Annotated in this window: 13 protein-coding genes; 5 read left to right on the top strand and 8 right to left on the bottom strand. The window is 70.5% G+C overall.

The window, feature by feature from the left end; all coding sequences use genetic code 11:
* Nucleotides 1-12 precede the first annotated feature (12 nt).
* The 7 genes from MT346_RS07785 to MT346_RS07755 all read right to left on the bottom strand — a co-directional run bounded on the left by MT346_RS07785 (nt 13) and on the right by MT346_RS07755 (nt 8,894).
* Entirely contained in the window at nt 13-885 is an 873-nt protein-coding gene (locus tag MT346_RS07785; protein ID WP_243562250.1) for an alpha/beta fold hydrolase, read from the bottom strand.
* A gap of 4 nt (nt 886-889) precedes the next feature.
* Nucleotides 890-2,671 (bottom strand): ABC transporter ATP-binding protein, encoded by a 1,782-nt coding sequence (locus MT346_RS07780; protein ID WP_243562249.1) that lies wholly within the window; start codon nt 2,669-2,671, stop codon nt 890-892.
* Entirely contained in the window at nt 2,668-3,621 is a 954-nt protein-coding gene (locus MT346_RS07775; RefSeq protein ID WP_243562248.1) for an ABC transporter permease, read from the bottom strand. The genes MT346_RS07780 and MT346_RS07775 overlap by 4 nt, the downstream gene beginning before the upstream one ends.
* On the bottom strand, nt 3,618-4,598 hold the full coding sequence (locus MT346_RS07770; RefSeq protein WP_243562247.1) for an ABC transporter permease: 981 nt from the start codon (nt 4,596-4,598) through the stop codon (nt 3,618-3,620). The genes MT346_RS07775 and MT346_RS07770 overlap by 4 nt, the downstream gene beginning before the upstream one ends.
* Nucleotides 4,595-6,334: an ABC transporter substrate-binding protein gene (locus MT346_RS07765; protein WP_243562246.1), complete on the bottom strand. Its 1,740-nt coding sequence runs from the start codon at nt 6,332-6,334 to the stop codon at nt 4,595-4,597. The genes MT346_RS07770 and MT346_RS07765 overlap by 4 nt, the downstream gene beginning before the upstream one ends.
* A gap of 282 nt (nt 6,335-6,616) precedes the next feature.
* A complete protein-coding gene (locus MT346_RS07760; RefSeq protein ID WP_243562245.1) occupies nt 6,617-7,717 on the bottom strand; it encodes a LacI family DNA-binding transcriptional regulator in 1,101 nt (366 codons plus the stop codon).
* Between the two features lie 475 nt (nt 7,718-8,192).
* A complete protein-coding gene (locus MT346_RS07755) occupies nt 8,193-8,894 on the bottom strand; it encodes a GntR family transcriptional regulator (protein WP_243562244.1) in 702 nt (233 codons plus the stop codon).
* Nucleotides 8,895-9,035: 141 nt separating this feature from the next.
* Between MT346_RS07755 and MT346_RS07750 the strand changes: the two genes are divergently transcribed.
* On the top strand, nt 9,036-10,181 hold the full coding sequence (locus tag MT346_RS07750; RefSeq protein WP_243562419.1) for an MFS transporter: 1,146 nt from the start codon (nt 9,036-9,038) through the stop codon (nt 10,179-10,181).
* A 102-nt stretch (nt 10,182-10,283) separates the two neighbouring features.
* On the opposite strand, the gene MT346_RS07745 is transcribed toward MT346_RS07750, so the two are convergent.
* A complete protein-coding gene (locus MT346_RS07745) occupies nt 10,284-11,432 on the bottom strand; it encodes a Vms1/Ankzf1 family peptidyl-tRNA hydrolase (RefSeq protein WP_243562243.1) in 1,149 nt (382 codons plus the stop codon).
* A 226-nt stretch (nt 11,433-11,658) separates the two neighbouring features.
* Here MT346_RS07745 and MT346_RS07740 point away from each other — a divergent pair, with 226 nt between their 5' ends.
* The 4 genes from MT346_RS07740 to MT346_RS07725 are packed head-to-tail and all read left to right on the top strand — an operon-like array spanning nt 11,659 to nt 18,060.
* Nucleotides 11,659-13,023, top strand: a complete 1,365-nt coding sequence (locus tag MT346_RS07740) for a sugar ABC transporter substrate-binding protein (RefSeq protein ID WP_243562242.1) — start codon at nt 11,659-11,661, stop codon at nt 13,021-13,023.
* A complete protein-coding gene (locus MT346_RS07735; RefSeq protein WP_243562241.1) occupies nt 13,020-14,108 on the top strand; it encodes a carbohydrate ABC transporter permease in 1,089 nt (362 codons plus the stop codon). Before MT346_RS07740 ends, MT346_RS07735 begins: the two co-directional genes overlap by 4 nt.
* Entirely contained in the window at nt 14,105-15,040 is a 936-nt protein-coding gene (locus MT346_RS07730; protein WP_243562240.1) for a carbohydrate ABC transporter permease, read from the top strand. The genes MT346_RS07735 and MT346_RS07730 overlap by 4 nt, the downstream gene beginning before the upstream one ends.
* Entirely contained in the window at nt 15,037-18,060 is a 3,024-nt protein-coding gene (locus MT346_RS07725; RefSeq protein WP_243562239.1) for a glycoside hydrolase family 2 TIM barrel-domain containing protein, read from the top strand. Before MT346_RS07730 ends, MT346_RS07725 begins: the two co-directional genes overlap by 4 nt.
* The last annotated feature ends 13 nt before the right edge of the window (nt 18,061-18,073 follow it).

Below are 18,073 nucleotides of genomic sequence, written 5' to 3'. Positions count from 1 at the left end.
TGCTGACCCAGGTCAGTGCTCGCGCAAGAACCTGTCGAAGACCTCGACGGTCCCCTGCGGGTTCTCGGTCTGGGGGCCGTGCCAGCTCTCCGGGATCACGACGTACTCGGCGCCGGTGTCCTCGGCCATCTGCCGCTGCCACGGGATCGGCCACGCCGTGTCCCACTCGCCGTGGGTGACGAGCACGGGGAGCCCGGTCGCGCGGAGCTCGTCGGAGCTGTCGGTGTGGTCCTCGAGGATGTGTCCGCCGGCGACGACGCTCAGTGGGCTCGTGGCGTCGAAGCGGTCGCGCACCATCCGGACGTCGTCGGGCAGCTCTTCGTCGGGGCGGTACGCCCAGAGCGGGTTCGTGGCGTCGAACAGCGTGCGGTTGTTGCCGCCGGTGTCGTGCATGATCGTCAGCTCGGCGACCTTGCGGTACGGCCACCCGTACGGGCCCGAGCAGAACTGCACGACGTCACGGAAGGCACCCGGGTCCTGGATCGCGGCCGCGCGGACGATGACCCCGCCCAGCGAGTGGCCGATCAGGTGCACGGGCGCGCCGTCGTCGAGCAGGCGTGCGACCCGGACGACGTCCGCGGCTTCTTCGTCCACCGTGAAGTCCGACGGCGAGGTCGGTGCGGCCGAGTCGGCCTGGCCACGGCGGCTGATCGCGACCGCGGTCCAGCCGGCGTCGCGGAGCAGCGGCACGAAGGTGCGCCAGTCCTCCTTCGAGCCGGTGTACCCGGGGACGATCAGGACCGTGCCCTTGGACTCCCCCGACGGGACGACGCGGTAGGCGGTGAGCCGACCGACGGGCAGGTCGATGCCGACGACGTCGACGCCCTCGGGGGTGGGCAGGTGGCCGAACGGCGGGACGGTGGGGAACGCGTGCAGGTTCGTCATGCGGTCAGTCTTCTCCGCGCAGTCTGCGACGGGGGTTGGGGACCGCATCGAGGAGCGCCACCGTGTAGTCGTCCTGCGGGTGCTGCAGCACGTCCGCCGTGCGTCCGCGTTCGACCACGGCGCCGTCGTGCAGCACCATGATGTCGTCGGTGATGAGCCGGGCGCTCAGCAGGTCGTGCGTGATGTACAGCATCGAGACGCCCCACTGCTCGCGGAGGTCCTCGAGCAGGGCGAGCACCCCGGCGCGCAGCGTCACGTCGAGCATCGAGACCGGCTCGTCGGCGATGATCACCTGCGGGTCGCTGGCCAGCGCGCGGGCGATGACCACGCGCTGCCGCTGCCCACCCGACAGCTGGTGCGGGAGCTTCTGCGCGAACTGCTCCACCGGCGTCAGTCCCACGGTCTCGAGCAGTTCGAGGACGCGGTGCCGGGCCTCGCGGCCGCGCAGCCCGGTGTAGTTCACGACCGGTCGGGTCAGCGTGTACTCGACCGTGTGCAGCGGGTTGAGCGCCGAGTACGGGTCCTGGAACACCATCTGCACCTCGGAGCGCAGGTCGCGCATGCCCCGCCGCCCGAGCTTCGCGACGTCGAGGTCACCGAAGCGGACCGTGCCGCTGGTCGGCTTCTCGACGCCGGTGAGCATCTTCGCGATCGTGGACTTGCCCGAGCCCGACTGCCCGACGAGCGCCAGGGACTGCCCCGGCTCGAGGGTGAAGGACACGTCGCGGACCGCACGGACCGGGTCCTCGCCACGCCGGGGCGCCGGGTAGGTCTTCACCAGGTGCTCGACCGTGATCGGGTTGCGTGCCGCCGAGCGTTCGCGCGACCCGACCGTGCTGAACGACGAGGTGGTCTCCTGGCGGGTGGCACCGTCCGACGAGCGCAGGGAGCGGTCCGGGAACCCGGGCAGCGACACCACCTCGGCACGCGGGTCGGCGTAGTGCGACAGCAGCATCTGCGTGTACGCGTCCTGCGGGTCGCGGAGGATCGCCCGCGAACCGCCGTCCTCGACGATGCGTCCCTCGTGCATGACGAGCACGCGCTCGGTCGCCTCGAGCACGATGCCGAGGTCGTGGCTGATGAGCACCGCGGTGAAGCCCTCGGCGCGCTGCAGCTCGATGATCGTGTCCATCACGGCGTGCTGCACCAGGACGTCGAGCGCCGTGGTCGGTTCGTCGAACACCATCAGCTGCGGTTCGAGGGACAGCGCCAGCGCGATCGACACGCGCTGCCGCATGCCGCCCGACAGCTCACCGGGGAAGCGCGCCAGCATCGAGTCCGGCAGCTTCACCTTGCCGACGAGCTCCCGCATCCGTGCGTCCCACCGCTCGCGCGGCACGTGCCCGTGCGCCGTGAAGACGTCGATGAAGTGGTTCCGGATGGTCCGCACCGGGTTGAGCGCGTTCATGCCGGACTGCAGCACCATCGCGAAGCCGCCCTGCCGCTGCTGGCGGAGCGCTTCGTCGTCGAGGTCGCGGATGTCCTGCCCGGCGAAGACGATGCTGCCGCCGTTCGTGCGCGCCGGGGGCTTCTGCAACCGCGTCAGCGCGTAGCCGAGCGTCGACTTGCCCGACCCGGACTCGCCGACCAGGCCGACGAACTCGCCCTTGCGCAGTCGGAAGGACACGTGGTCGACCGCCTGCACGGCGGACTGGCCGGCCGACTCGTAGACGACCGACAGGTCGCGGACGTCGAGCAGGACGTCGGTTCCGGTGGACGCGTCGGACGGGAGGGTCGTGGCGGCGCCGCCACGGGCCTCCAGTCCGTCATGGGGTGAGCCGCTCATGCTGCTGCTCCCTTCTTGGGGCGCGCGCCGTCGCGCAGCCGCGGGTTGGAGACGGCGTCGACGCCGAAGTTGATCAGGGTCAGGCTCATCGCCAGGAGGGCGATGCACAGGCCGGGGGCGAACAGCAGGATCCACTGGCCGGTCAGCAGCGCGTTGGAGTTCTGCGCCCAGTACAGGATCGTGCCCCAGCTGACGATCGACGAGTCGCCGAGGCCCAGGAACTCGAGCCCCGCCTCGGCGAGGATCGCGCTGGTCGCGGCACCGAAGAAGCTGCCGACGATCAGGCTCGTCATGTTCGGCAGGATCTCGCGGAAGACGATGCGGAACGCACCCTCGCCGGAGAACTGTGCCGCGGTCACGAAGTCACGGCCACGCAGCGACTGCGTCTGGGAGCGGAGCACGCGAGCACCCCACGCCCAACCCGTCACCACGATCACGGCGATGATGACCGCGATGCCGCCGTTCTGCAGGTACGCCGCGATGACGATCATCAGCGGCAGGCCCGGGATCACCAGGAACAGGTTCACGACGAACCCGATGACCTCGGCGATCCAGCCGCGGACGTAGCCCCAGCTCAGGCCGATCGCGACGGCGACGAGCGTGGACAGGATGCCCGCGACCGCACCGACCATGACCGAGATCCGGGCGCCGTAGATCAGCTGGGACAGGACGTCCTCGCCGGCGGCGGTCGTGCCCATCCAGTGCGCGACGGTGGCGTCCTGGTTGCGGGCGAAGCCGTTCTGGCTGGCACCGTAGGGGGCCAGCAGCGGCGCCAGGATCGCGACCAGGACGAAGACGGCCAGGATGATGATCCCGATCCGGGCCTTCGTGTTGCTCCACACGATGCCGAACTGGCGGGCGGCGGAGCGCAGCTTGCTGGGGGCCTGCTGCTCGGGGGCGTCTTGCGTGCGGACTGCGACGGTTGCGTCGGGTGTACTCGTGTTCGTCATCGGCGCGTCCTCGGGTCCAGGACGCCGTACAGCACGTCCACGATGAAGTTGGCGATGAGCACCGACACGGTGATCATCAGGAACAGTGCCTGCATGAGCGGGTAGTCCTGCCCGATGACGGCGTTGAACAGCAGGTAGCCGATGCCCGGGTAGCCGAACACCTGCTCGACCAGGACCGAGCCGCCGACCACGCCACCCAGTGCCAGGCCGAAGCCGGTCAGGTTCGGCAGGATCGCGTTGCGCGCCGCGTAGCGGATGGCCACCGTGCGGCCGCGCAGCCCGTTCGCCTCGGCGAAGGTGACGTAGTCGTCGCCGAGGGTGTTGATCATGGCGTTGCGCATGCCGATGATCCAGCCGCCCAGGCTCGTCACCAGGATGGTCACGGCCGGCAGGACCGCGTGCTGCAGGGCATCGCCGACGAAGGCACCGCTCAGGCCGGGCGTCGTCGTCGCCGAGTAGGCACCCGTGGTCGGGAACCAGTGCAGGACGTAGCCCAGGAAGAACAGCAGCAGCAGGGCGGTCCAGAAGTACGGGAACGTCGACATGAAGCTCCCCGACAGCGTCGGGAGCGAGTCGAGCCAGGTGCCGCGCTTCCACGCTGCGGCGATCCCGATCAGGGTGCCGAGCACGAAGGCCAGGATCGTGACCACGCCGACCAGGATCAGCGTGTACGGCAGCGCCTTGGCCACCAGGTCACCGACGTTCTGCGGGTAGAACGTGTAGCTCACGCCGAAGTCGAGCGTCACGACCTGGTGCAGGTAGCTGACGTACTGGTCCCACAGGTTGCCGGTCGGCACGCCGAGCTGGGCCTCGATGGCCTTCTTGGTGGCGTCGGTGACGGGGCCGTTCTGGCTGAGCTTCGCCAGGGCGGCGTCGCTGGGGCTGCCCGGCATCAGGCGCGGCAGCACGAAGTTCAGCGTGACCGCGGCCCACAGGGTCAGGACGAACAGGACGAGTTTCTGCAGGACGTACTTCACTTGCTCTGCTCGCTTTCGGCCTCGAGGATCGCCTGGCCCGCCGCGCTGTCGCGGAGCCGGAGCTTCGTGAAGATCAGCAGCGGCGCGGAGTCGTAGTTCTGCGGCGCCATGTAGGGGTCCTCGGCACTCGGCCACCCGACGAACTTGCCGGTGTTGAACAGGCCCCAGAGCCCGCCGTAGTACATCCCGATGACGGGCAGGTCGTTGTAGACGACCTCCTGCAGCTGGTCCAGGATCTCCTGCTGCTTGGCGGTGTCCGTCGTCGCCTTGTACGCGTCGAGCAGTTCCTGGGTGTCGGCGTTCTTGTAGCGCTCGTAGTTGTTCACCGTCGACTTGCCGACCGGCTGGTAGAAGTCGCTCGACAGCAGCGAGTTGAAGGCCTGGTAGACGTCGCCGTTGCCCATGCCGCCCATCGCCATGTCGAACGTGCCGTTGTTGATGTTCGACTGGTAGCCCGCGGGCTGCGGCGCGGTGATCTGCACCTTCACGCCGATGGCCGTCAAGTTGCGGCGGACCTCCTGCGCGGCGCGGAGCCAGTCGGAGTAGCCGTTGGCGGTCATGATCGTGATCGACAGCTGCTTGCCGTCCTTCATGATCTTGCCGTCCTGCTCGACCCATCCGGACTTCGCGAACGCGGCCTTGGCGGCGTCGACGTCCTGCGTGATGACGCCCTTGTCCGGGATCCGGTCGTTCACGTACTGCTCCTGGTTCGGCAGGATCAGCCCGGTCTGCGCGGCGGCCTTCAGGTTGCCCTCGGTCGCGGTCTCGGCGATGTCGTCACGGTTCAGCGCGAGGGAGATGCCCCGGCGGACGTTGACGTCGTCGTACGGCGCCTTGGTCAGGTTGGGGATCAGGCCGATCACGCCCCCCGGCGGGAACCACCACGTGTTGGTCCGTGATGCGGCACCCCACGTGCCCTTGACGTCGGAGATGAACGAGTACGACCAGTCGTAGCCGCGCGTGACGGTGTCCAGCTGCGTGTTGGTCGCGGGGAGGATCAGGTGCTTGATGACGATCTTCTGCGCCTGCCAGTACCGCGGGTTCTTGTCCATCGAGTACTGCTGGTCGGTGTAGTTCCCGAGCACGAACGGGCCGGTTCCGACGGGGTTCGGGTCACGGAAGGTCGTCGGGTCCGTGACGCCCTTCCAGTGCTGCTCGCCGAGGATGTACGTCTGCCCGATGATCGTCAGGCTGGGGACGTCCGCGGACTTCAGGTGGAAGACCAGGTGCTGCCCGCGCTGCTCGATGGTGTCGATGTGCTGCCAGGCGCCCTTGAGGTCCATCGCGGGGAACTTCTTCAGCAGGTCGAACGTGAAGAGCACGTCCTTCGCGCTGAACGGGGTGCCGTCGGACCACTCGACGCCGCTGCGGATCGTCATGTCGATCGTCTTCGGGTCCGGCTGCGTCCACGCGCTCGCGAGCCACGGGGTGCGCTTGCCGTCGAGGGGGTTGACCTCGATGAGCGGCTCGTACATCCACTTGCTCGCGGTGCGGGCGTTGGCGATGTACGGGTTGAAGTTGCGGTCGAACAGCGGGTTGCCGTGGTCGGCGTTGATGAGCATCGTGTCCTTGCCGATGCTCGGGTCCGGTTCGGATCGGACCTGGATGCTGCAGCCGGTGGCGGTGAGTGCCACGACGGCCAGGCCGGCGAGTGCGGCCAGCAGACGGCCGCGACGGCCGGTGCGCGGCGGTCGCGACGGCGTGCGGCCGCTTGCGCGCTGTGGGGGAAGCGTCATTGCTCGGTCGACCTCCGTGTCGAGTGGGTACCGGGACAATGTATGCGCTTACATCGCGGGGCGCAAGCGCGGCGCGGCGCTGTGGGGGCGGGCGTGCGGCGCGGCGGGCGGGCGGCGCGCGGCGCGGCGGGCGCCGGCCGTGCGAGGTTGGCGGCGTGGTGCGAGGTTGTTTGCTCGCACGGAGCGCGCAGGCCCGCACGGGGACGGAAGCTCGCACGGTGCGAGGTGCGTGCGCAGGCTCGCACGGTGCGAGGTGCACGGTGCACGCGTCGGGCCGGCGCGTCACAGCTCCGGCGGGCAGCTCTCGCGCAGCAGGACCTCGACGGGGAGCCGCGTCGCGCGGGGCGGCCCCTCGAGGCGCTCCAGGCGATCGACGATCGCCTCGACCGCAGCCCGTCCGAGCGCCCCCATCGGCTGGTGCACGGTGGTCAGCGGCGGCACCGAGAACCGCCCCGCGTCGATCCCGTCGAAGCCCGTCACGACGACGTCCTCGGGCACCCGCAGCCCTGCCGCGAGCACGGCGTCGAGCACCCCGAGCGCCGACTGGTCGTTCGAGCAGACGATCGCCCGCGGCACCCCCTCGGCCACCAGCTGGACGGCGAGCTCCCGCGCCCGGGCCCGTCCGAAGTCACCGTGCACGGTCCGCACCGAGGCCGGAGCGACGCCGTGGTCGGCCAGCGCCGCCGCGAACCCGGTGGACCGCTCGTTGTCGTCGGGCGAGTCGACCGGACCGGCCACGTAGGCGACCGACCGGATCCCGAGCCGCCCGATCACGTGCGACGCCAGTGTCCGCATGCCCGCGGCGTTGTCGACACTGACCGAGTCGAACCCGTGCGAACGACGGTCGTCCGCCAGCACCACCACGGGGATGCGTCGGGCGACGTGTTCGAGCAGCTCGTCCGGCACGGTCTGCGCCAGGACCGCCAGACCGTCGACCCGACCGGCGACGTCGTTCACGATGACGTCCCGCGACGGACCCCGCCCGGCGGCGACCATCAGGGCCAGACCGCGCTGCCAGGCCTCGGTCTCGGCTCCGCGCAGGACCTCGTCGAAGTACAGGTTCGACGCGAACGGCTGCGTCACGTGCTGGCGGTCGTCGACCACCCGGACGCCCCCGTCCGTCACGAGCCCGGGCCGTTCGTCGGTGACGACGTCGAACCCCGGCAGCAGCAGCCCGATCACGCCCGTGCGCTTGCCCGCCAGGGCGCGGGCGTTGCCCGAGGGCACGTACCCGAGGCTGCGGATCGCCGCCTGCACGCGGTCACGGGTGCCCTCGCGGACGGCGTCGGGCGTGCGCAGCACGCGGGAGACGGTGGCGATGGAGACACCGGACGCCGAGGCGACGTCGTAGACCGTGGGAGGTGCCGTGCGTTGCTCGGCCAACCAGGGCCTCCCGTCCGTCGAGCGATGCGCGCCGGCGGCGAGCGACCCCGACAGCGGACCATCCTAGGCACGGCCCCGCCGGGGACTTCTCCACAGGTGGCCGTGGACCCTTGCGGGATCCGGACAGACCGGACCACACTGGGGCGACCTCAGTACGTCCCGTGAGGAAGCAGAACCAGCGGGCGGTGCCCGCCTCAACGCGCGGGCCGAGCCCGCCTTCGGGAAGGACGACCAGAGATGTCACAGTCGACCCATTCAGGACGCCGCGACGCGATCCGCGTGAGCCGCGACGAAGCCGAGGTCCGCGACGCGCTCCTCGAGCACACCGGCGCGATCACGCTGGACGACACCGACGACGGGGCGCGGCTCGAGTAGCCGCTGACCGGACAGGAGGCCCGGCCCGGCTGGGTCGGGCCGCCTCCGGTCCGGCGCTCCAGCGGTCGGTCACCCCGCCTCAGCAGTCGGGCGACACGCTTCAGCGGTCGGGCGACCCGACGATCGCCATGCCCGCTCCGCGCAGGCGCCGACGCTCCTGCGCGATGAACGCAAGCAGGCGGTCGTTGGTGCCGGCCACGTGCGCGGCGAGCAGCTCGGCCGCGCGGTCGGCGTCGCCGGCCTGCACCGCGTCGAGGATGGCGCTGTGCTCGTCCCAGGCGGCATCGCGCGCTTCTGGCGTCCGGACCTCGATCCAGCGGGTGCGCTCGAGCCGGGTGAGCGCGTCGGCGATCGCGTCGGTGACGAACCGGTTGCCGCCGAGTGCTGCCAGGTCGAGGTGGAAGGTCGAGCCCATCCGGATGCCGGACTGCCGATCGGGTGTCGGGCGCAGGGCATCCAGGTGCGCGCGGACCTCGGCGAGCGCGTCGCTTCCGGCACGTGCGACAGCCAGGCGCGCGGCTGCGGGTTCGAGGACGCCGCGGAGCTCGGCGAGCGAGGCGATCTCGTCGAGGTCGATCGGGGTGACCGTCCACGAGCGTCCCTCGTGCAGGATGAGTCCCTCGCGTTCGAGCCGCGACAGCGCTGCCCGCACGGGGGTCCGCGACGCGTGGAACCGCGCTTCGAGACCGCGCTCGGAGATGCGCTCGCCGGGTGCGATGTCGAGCGTCAGGATCGCAGCACGCAGGTTGTCGTAGAGCTGCGCCGTCTGCGACACCGGCGTCTCGTCGGTCGGATCGGTCACGGCAGATCAGCCTAGTGGCGGGTCGCCGCTGATGGTATACCGTTTTGGTATACCAATCAGTTCCGCGACGAAACGACTGCCCCAGTGACCACGACCGCCCCCACCACGCCCGCGACCCGGATCCCGGCCCGCGCCTGGACGATGCTCGCGCTCGGTGTCGCGGCACAGGCGGCCGGCACGCTCGTGGTGTCCGCTCCGGCGCTGCTCATCCCGTACCTGCACGCGCAGGGGACGCCGTTGGCGCTGGCGGGGGTGCTCGCCGCGGCACCGACGTTCGGCATGGTGCTGACGCTCATCGCCTGGGGAGCACTGACGGACCGGGTCGGCGAGCGGGTCGTCATCGCCGGCGGGCTCGTGCTCACCACGCTGGCGGTCGTCGGCGCCTGGGCAGCCGCGGGCAACCCGGTCCTGCTCGGCCTGGCGTTCCTGGCGGCGGGGATGACGAGTGCCTCGACGAACGCCGCCAGCGGACGCGTCGTCGTCGGGTGGTTCCCGAAGCAGCGCCGGGGCCTCGCGATGGGGATCCGGCAGATGTCACAGCCGCTCGGCGTGACCCTGGCCGCGGTGACCGTCCCGCAGTTCGCCGAGGCGTCGGGCATCCGCGCCGCCCTGGTCCTGCCGATCGTGCTGTGCGGGGTGCTCGCGGTGCTGTGCGCGATCGGCATCGCGAACCCGCCCCGACCGGCCCGGTCCGAGGCCGCCACCACGGTCACCGCGAACCCGTACCGGGCAAACGGGTTCCTGTGGCGGATCCACGCCGTGTCGGTGCTGCTCGTCGTGCCGCAGTTCACGCTGTCGACCTACGGCCTGGTGTGGTTGGTCGGCCTGGGGTGGTCGACGCCCGCGGCCGGGCTGCTGGTCGGCGCGTCACAGTTCGTCGGCGCGATCGGGCGGATCCTGGTCGGCGTGTGGAGCGACCGTGCGGGTTCACGGGTCGGACCGCTGCGGGTCGTGGCTGTCAGCGCTGCCGTGGTGATGGCCGTGCTGGCGGTGGTCGACGGCACGCACCTGGCCGGGGCCGCCGTGTTCCTGGTCCTCGCGACGAGTGTCACGGTCGCCGACAACGGGCTGGCCTACACCTCGGTGGCCGAGGCGGCGGGACCGTTCTGGTCGGGGCGGGCACTGGGCGCGCAGAACACCGGACAGTTCATCGCGGCGAGCGCGGTCGGTCCGGGCGTCGGAGCCCTGGTCGGGGCGCTTGGGTTCGCGGCGTCGTTCGGCATCGTGGCGGTGCTGCCCCTGCTGGCGCTGCCGCTGGTCCCGCGCACCGACCGCTCCCACGACTGACCCGCTCGTTCGTTCCCACACCACCCGCGATGGGAGGTCGGATCGCGCGTGGGCAGCGGGAAGATCCGACCGACAACGCGCGATTCGACCTCCTGCCTGGGCTCAGGCGGGGACGGTCGGGCCGACGGGCCAGCGCAGCAGGGCGGCGGCGGCCGCACCACCGGGCAACGACGCCGCATTGACCAGCACGAGCTCGGCGTCCGTCAGCACCGCGGCCCGCACGAGCGCACACACGGCGGGCACGGGGCCGATCACCGGCACGCTGGCTGCCTGTTCGGGTGCGGTCGCGATCCACGGCGCTGCCCCGAGTGCGAGCAGGGTCCTGTCGCCGATCGCCACGGCGTCCAGGGCGATCGTCGCGCCCTGGGCCTGCTGCAGTGCCTCGACGACGGGTCCGAGTCCCGTGACCGCCTGGTTGTCCCCGCGCCCGACGTGGGTGCGCAGCAGGTCCTCGAGGTCGTGCCGGTGGGTGGCGATCACCCGGGCCAGGGCGACGCGGGTGTGGTCACCGAGGACCGTCTCGTCGAAGCCGCCGCCGGGCACCTCGCTGACGAGCTTGCGCGCGTCCGAGGACAGCTTCTCGATGAGCATCGGCCGGGCCTGTGAGTCACCGGCGACGACGATGAGCGCGGGGTTCAACCGGGTGACGGCCTTGTCGATCGCGCTGGCGACCTCGGCGGTGTTCTGCCGCCAGACCTCTTCCGTCCGGCTCTGCCAGCGCGGCTGCTTCCAGTCGCCGAAGCCACCCTTGACCTTGTGCTGGTCGAAGGTCTCGCCGCTGATGCGCTCCTGGTCGTCGGACGTGGCGGGGTGTCCGAGCTTGAACGCGCGGTAGCCGCCGCCGTCCTTGCCGACCTGCACGACCAGGAAGGGCAACTCGATCGGCCGGTGGGCGACGAGCGGCACCAGGTCGGGGACGGCACCCACGCCGATCGACTCCGACGCCTGCATCGGTCCTGGCAGCACCTCGCTCACCACGAGCTCGCCGTCGTGGACGAGCACGTACCGGGCAACGGGCGACGGCACGCCCGGGGTGTCCTCGAGCTCCCCGGCGATCACGTCGACCGCGGTGGTGTCCGACCCCGATGCGCGGAGCGACTCCTCGACCCCGCGGAGCTTCAGCGCGGCCTGACGACGCGGGTCCTCGACGTTGCCGGACGCGTCCACGTAGGCCCACGCCCAGGTCCCCCCGCGTTCCAACCGCTGCCCCAGGATGCGGTGCAGTTCGTTCGTGGCGTTCGTCGACGTCATGGCAGCTCCCTTGCCTACGGTTCCCCGGGAGTCGGTCGAGCCCCGGTGCTCTCACGTGCCGTACAGCCTGCTCCTGGAACGGGCGGCATGTCCGCAGTCGGAGCGAACACCCAGTCGGAGCGAACCCCCAGACGGAGCGAACCCCCAGACGTCAAATCGCAACATCGCTCGGTTTTGTGCCAGGCTGGGGAAGCAACCCGCTCGCCGACGAACCGAGGTGCAGGCAATGACGCCAACGAACCCACGACGACCCATCACGAGACGACAGCTGTTCGGATTCGGGATCGGCGCCGCAGCGACCGGCCTGCTGGCTGGCTGTGCGGTACCGGGGTCGACCAACGTCAACAAGGCCGCACTCGTGCCGGCCGCAGCGAGCGGCGAGACCGTGACGCTCACCTACTGGGCCTGGCTCAAGGACCTGCAGAAGGTCTGCGACGTCTGGAACGCCAAGAACCCGAAGATCCAGGTGCAGGCCAACTGGATCCCCGGCGGCAACTCCGGCGGGTACCAGAAGATGTACTCCGCGCTGGCGGCGGGCGGCGGCCCGGACATCGGGCAGGTCGAGCTCCGGCAGATCCCCGAGTTCATGCTGGCCAACGGCCTGGTCGACCTGGCCCGGTACGGCGCGAAGGACTTCCAGTCGAAGTACGACGAGGCCGCCTGGGCGCAGGTCGAGTTCGTCGACGGGGTCTACGGCATCCCCCAGGACACCGGCCCGATGGGCTTCTACTACCAGACCGCGATCCTCGAAGCGGCCGGGGGCGAACCCCCGTCGACCTGGGACGAGTGGAAGGTGCTGGCCGACAAGGTCCGGAAGACCGGAAAGCAGAACTACCTCGAGGTGTTCCCGGTCGCCGACGCCTCGCCGTTCGCCGCCTACGCCCAGCAGGCCGGCGCCCGGTGGTTCAAGGTCGACGGGGACGAGTGGGTCGTCGACATGACCGACGACGCCACGATGAAGGTCGCCGACTTCTTCGACGGCTGCATCGACGACGGCCTGGTGGACACCAGCGCCGGTGCGTACTCCCCCGGCTGGTACGCCGCGTGCGCCAGCGGTCGGATCGCCGCGGTGACCAGCGCCAGCTGGGGTGACGCCCTGATCGAGTCGATCCAGGGCGGCAAGGGCAAGTGGAAGGTCGCCCCGATGCAGAAGTGGGACGCGTCTGGCTTCGGCTCGAGTGCGATCGGCGGTTCGAGCGCCGCGGTGCTCGCCAACGCCAAGCACCCGAAGGAAGCGCTCGAGTTCATCACCTGGATGACCACCTCGGAAGAGGGCATCAACGCGATGATCCAGTACTGCGGCATCGGCTGGTCCCCCGCCAAGGACTACATCGGCGCCCAGCGCCAGAAGCCCTCGGCGTGGTTCTCCGGCCAGAACTACAACGAGGACGTCTTCGTCCCCGCCGCCAAGGAGCAGAACGTCGACTGGTCGTGGTCGCCCGTGACGCAGTCCGCGTTCACGTCGCTGCAGAACCAGTTCCGCCGCAAGATCACCGGCAACCTCAAGCTCTCGGACGCCGTCGAGCTCGCCCAGGCCGAGATCGTGCAGTCGTTCAAGGAAAAGGGCCTCAGCGTCAGGACGGCACGATGACCACGCAGCAGACACGACCCGCCTTCCGCACCAGCACCAAGGCCACCCGCGCCCAGAAACGCGCACCGTGGGTGCTGCTCGCCCCGTTCCTGGCGCTCTTCCTGCTGACGTTCATCATCCCGATCATCAGCGCCCTGTTCCAGAGCTTCACGACCGTCGACCGCAAGGGCCTGTTCGGCGAGGACGGCGTCACCGGGCGGTTCGCCGGGTTCGACAACTACGTCACCGCGCTGAACGACTCGGGCTTCGTCGCCTCGATCGGCCGGATGCTGCTGTTCGGCGTCGTGCAGGTCCCGGTGATGATCATCGCGTGCACGATCCTGGCGCTGCTGCTGGAGTCGGCGAGCGCCCGCTGGCCGGGCTTCTTCCGCGCGGTGTACTTCATGCCGTACGGCGTGCCGGGCGTCATCGCGACGATCCTGTGGTCGTTCCTGTACGTGCCCGGGCTGTCGCCGATCGTGTCGCTGCTGCAGTCGATGGGGCTGCAGCCGGACTTCCTCGGCGCCAACAGCGTGCTGTGGTCGATCGCGAACATCGTCACGTGGACGTACACCGGCTACAACATGCTCATCATCGTGGCGCAGCTGAAGTCGATCCCCGGCGAGGTCTACGAGGCCGCCAAGATGGACGGCGCCGGCCCCTTCCAGGTGGCGTGGCGCATCCAGATCCCGCTCATCGCCCCGGCCCTGGTGCTGACGACGGTGTTCTCGATCATCGGCACGCTGCAGCTCTTCGCGGAGCCGCAGATCCTGTCCACGGTCGCCCCGGCGATCGACACCGAGTACACGCCGAACTACGCCGCCTACACGAACGCGTTCGCGTTCAACGAGTACGGCGTCGCGAGTGCGCAGGCGGTCATCATCGCGCTGGCCGCGTTCATCCTGTCGTTCGCGTTCCTGGCGTTGACGAACCGGCCACCCAAGAACGAGCGCGACCAGCGCAAGCGGGCCAGGCGAGACGGCCAGGAGGCCCGGCGCGCGCTCCAGACGCGCCCCTCCGCCGTCCGCACGGCCACCAACCAAGCCGACCAGGGCCTCCAGTCCGGGTCCGGAACGCAGCACGGAACGACGGGGGCACGCGCATGACCAGTGAAGCCATCCAAGCGTCGGCGACCGCGCAGAGCGCGCCGCCCGTCGACACGACGTCGATCTCGGCGCACCAACGGCGCAGGCTCGACCGCTCCGGCAAGTCGCAGGTCGTGGTGACCGGCATCCTGGTCATCGTCGCGATCTACTTCCTGGTGCCGCTGTACTGGGTCGTCATCGCCGCCACCAAGACCACCGGCGCGCTGTTCGCGACGAACGGGTTCTGGTTCGGCGGCGACTTCGCCCTGTTCAGCAACATCCAGCAGGTGTTCACGTACGACGGCGGGATCTTCGTCCGCTGGATCGCGAACAGCATCCTGTACTCCGGGGTCGGTGCGGTCCTGGCGACGTACTTCGCCGCCGCCGGTGGGTACGCCCTGGCCAAGTACGAGTTCCGCGGCCGCCAGCTGGTGTTCGGCACGATCCTGGGCGGCGTGCTGGTCCCCGGGACCGCCACCGCGCTGCCGCTGTTCCTGCTGTTCTCGACCATGGGCCTGACCGACACGTACTGGAGCGTGCTCATCCCGAGCCTGGTCTCGCCGTTCGGGCTGTTCCTGTGCCGGGTGTACGCGGCGGCCTCGGTCGACACCGCGCTGATGGAGTCCGCACGACTCGACGGTGCCAGTGAGCTGCGCATCTTCCACACCATCGTGTTGCGACAGCTGACCCCGGCCCTGGTGACCGTGTTCCTGTTCCAGGTCGTCGGCATCTGGAACAACTTCTTCCTGCCGCTGATCATGCTGGCAGACCAGAAGCTGTACCCGATCACACTGGGGTTGAACAACTGGCGGGCCCAGGTGGACCGGCTGCCCGAGTTCTACCAGCTCACCACCGGCGGGGTGCTCGTCTCGGTCATCCCGCTCGTCATCGCCATCATCGTCCTGCAGCGCTTCTGGCGCGGGGGCCTCACGGAAGGATCGGTCAAGGGTTGACCAACGCCGCCATCGACGACCTGCACACCACCACGCCCGGCTCGGCGTCCCGACTGGCACCACGTGCCTGGTTGCACACGGACGCTCCGGCCCTGTCACTGAACGGGGCGTGGGACTTCCGGTGGTCGCCGGTGGCGGACGTCCCGATGCCCGGAGCGGACGACTCGTGGGGCACGATCCCGGTGCCGGCGCACTGGGTGCTGCACGGACACGGCTCGCCGAGCTACACGAACCTGCAGTACCCGTTCCCGATCGACCCGCCGCACCCGCCGGAGGAGAACCCGACGGGCGACTACCGACGGACCTTCGAGGTACCGACGACGTTCGACGCCGCGGCCCGCGTGCTGCTGCGCTTCGACGGGGTGGAGTCGCACTTCCGGGTGTGGCTGAACGACACCGAGGTGGGCTGGGCGACCGGGTCGCGGCTGGCGACGGAGTTCGACGTGACGGACCTGCTGCGGCCGGGCTCGAACGAGTTGCGCGTGCGCGTGCACCAGTGGTCGGCGGCGTCGTACCTGGAGGACCAGGACCAGTGGTGGCTGCCGGGCATCTTCCGCGACGTCACCCTGCTGGCGCGGCCCACGGCACCCATCGACGACGTGTTCGTGCGCGCGGGCTGGTCCGCGACGCTCGGCGACGCCGCGACCGCTGGGACGGCGGCCTCGGGTCGGCCGTCGACAGGCACGGGGACCATCACGGTCCCGACGCTCGACGCGGTCTTCCCGGTGCGGTTCGCCGTGCCCGACCTGGGCGTCGACGTCGTGTGGGCCTCCGCCGACCAGGTCGAGCCGATCGTGCTCGAGGGCGTCGAGCCGTGGAGCGCCGAACTGCCGAAGCTGTACGACGCGACACTGTCCTCGGGCAGCGCCGCCGGGGGCGCCGAGGGCGGCGAGACGGTCGCACTCCGGCTGGGGTTCCGGACCGTGCAGATCGAGGGCGACCGGTTCCTGGTCAACGGCGAGCGCGTCGTGTTCCACGGGGTGAACCGCCACGAGACCCACCCCGAGCGGGGCCGCGTGTTCGACGAGGCCCACGCCCGCGCGGACATGGCGCTGATGAAGCGGCACAACGTCAACGCGATCCGCACCTCGCACTACCCGCCGCACCCCCGCGTGCTGGACCTGGCCGACGAGCTCGGCTTCTGGGTGATCCTGGAGTGCGACCTCGAGACGCACGGGTTCATCTTCACGGGATGGCAGGGCAACCCGTCCGACGACCCCGCGTGGGAGGACGCCTACCTGGACCGCATCGCCCGCACCGTCGAGCGCGACAAGAACCACGCGTCGATCGTGATGTGGTCGCTCGGCAACGAGTCCGGCACCGGCCGCAACCTGGCCGCGATGTCGAACTGGGTGCACGCACGTGACGCCGAGCGACCCGTGCACTACGAGGGCGACTACACGGGCGAGTACACCGACGTGTACTCGCGGATGTACCCGACGCTGCAGGAGACCGAGTCGATCGGTGGCGGCACCCCGACCCCGCTGCTGGAGTGCGGTCCCGCCGAGGCCGCGCGACAGCGGTCGAAGCCCTTCATCCACTGCGAGTACGTGCACGCGATGGGCAACGGCCCGGGGCAGATCGCCGAGTACGAGGCGCTCGTCGACAAGTACCCACGGCTGCACGGCGGCTTCGTGTGGGAGTGGCGCGACCACGGACTGCTCACGCACACCCCGGACGGCACGCCGTTCTACGGGTACGGCGGCGACTTCCACGAGGTCGTCCACGACGGCAACTTCGTGATGGACGGCCTGGTGCTGCCCGACGACACCCCGACGCCGGGGCTGGCGGAGTTCGCGGCCGTCGTGGCCCCGATCCGGATGTCGCTCGGCACGACGACGGTCTTGGTCGAGAACCGGTACCACTCGGCCTCGACCGCGGGGCTGCGCTTCCGGTGGACCCTGTCGCAGAACGGTGTCGTCGAGCACGAGGGACGCCTGGCGCCCGGTGTCGTCGCGGCACGGCAGTCCGCCACCGTGCCGGTCCCGACCGAAGTGCTCGAGGCCGCGGCTGGGCCGATCGCCCCCGGCGAGGAGCTCTGGCTCGACGTCGTCGCGGAGCTCGCCGGACCGACCGCCTGGGCGGACACCGGCCACGTCGTCGCACGCGCCCAGACGCTCGTCGCAGCACGCCCTGCCGAGGCCCCACGGGCCTCCCGGCTCGGCTGGGACGGCGACCGGCTCGGTGAGGAGACCTTCACCGAGCGCGGCGACCTGTCCAGCTGGAAGGGCCACGAGGTCGCGGGCCCGCGGCTCGAGCTCTGGCGCGCGCCCACGGACAACGACCGGCTGGCCTCGCAGGGCGGCTACGAGACAGCCGACCCGGTGCTGACGCACGGCGTCGGCGACCCGGATGCGCCGGCGTCCGCGACGAAGTGGACGGCGCACGGGCTCGATCGGCTGACGCACCGCCTGGTGCACGTCGAACGGACCGAGCACGGCCTGGTGCAGCGCGTCCGCGTCGCAGCGGCGAACAGCGGTGCCGGCGTCGACGTCACCCACCGGTGGACGCTCACCGACGACGGATTGCTGCTCGACACGACCGCGGTGCCGTTCGGCCCGTGGGGCATCACCTGGCCGCGGATCGGTGTGCGCATCGACCTGCCGGCATCGCTCGTGGACGAGTCCGCGGAGTGGTTCGGGACCGGGCCGCTGGAGTCGTACGCGGACTCGTCGCACGCGGCGCACGTCGGGGTGTTCGGCTCGCCGGTGGCGCTCCTGACCGCGAACTACTCGCGGCCGCAGGAGTCCGGCCACCGTCCGGACCTGCGCACGCTGCGGGTGGGCCCGTTCACGGTGTCGTCGGTCGGCACGAAGCGGACCGGCTTCACGCTCACACCGTGGACGGCACAGCAGGTCGCCCGCGCCGGCCACCCGCACGAGCTGCCGACACCGGAGGCGACCTACCTGTACCTCGACGCCGCCCAGCACGGCCTGGGCTCGCGCGCCTGCGGGCTGGACGTGCTGCCCGAGCACCAGCTCTGGCCCGCGACGACGTCGTGGTCGGTCCTGCTGGGCTGACTGGGTAGGTTGG

The organism is Curtobacterium sp. VKM Ac-2922 (assembly GCF_022815645.1).
In the GTDB taxonomy this organism is placed as follows: Bacteria; Actinomycetota; Actinomycetes; order Actinomycetales; family Microbacteriaceae; genus Curtobacterium.
Note: the sequence above shows the minus strand (reverse complement) of the source record. Positions and strands in the feature narration are given on the sequence as shown.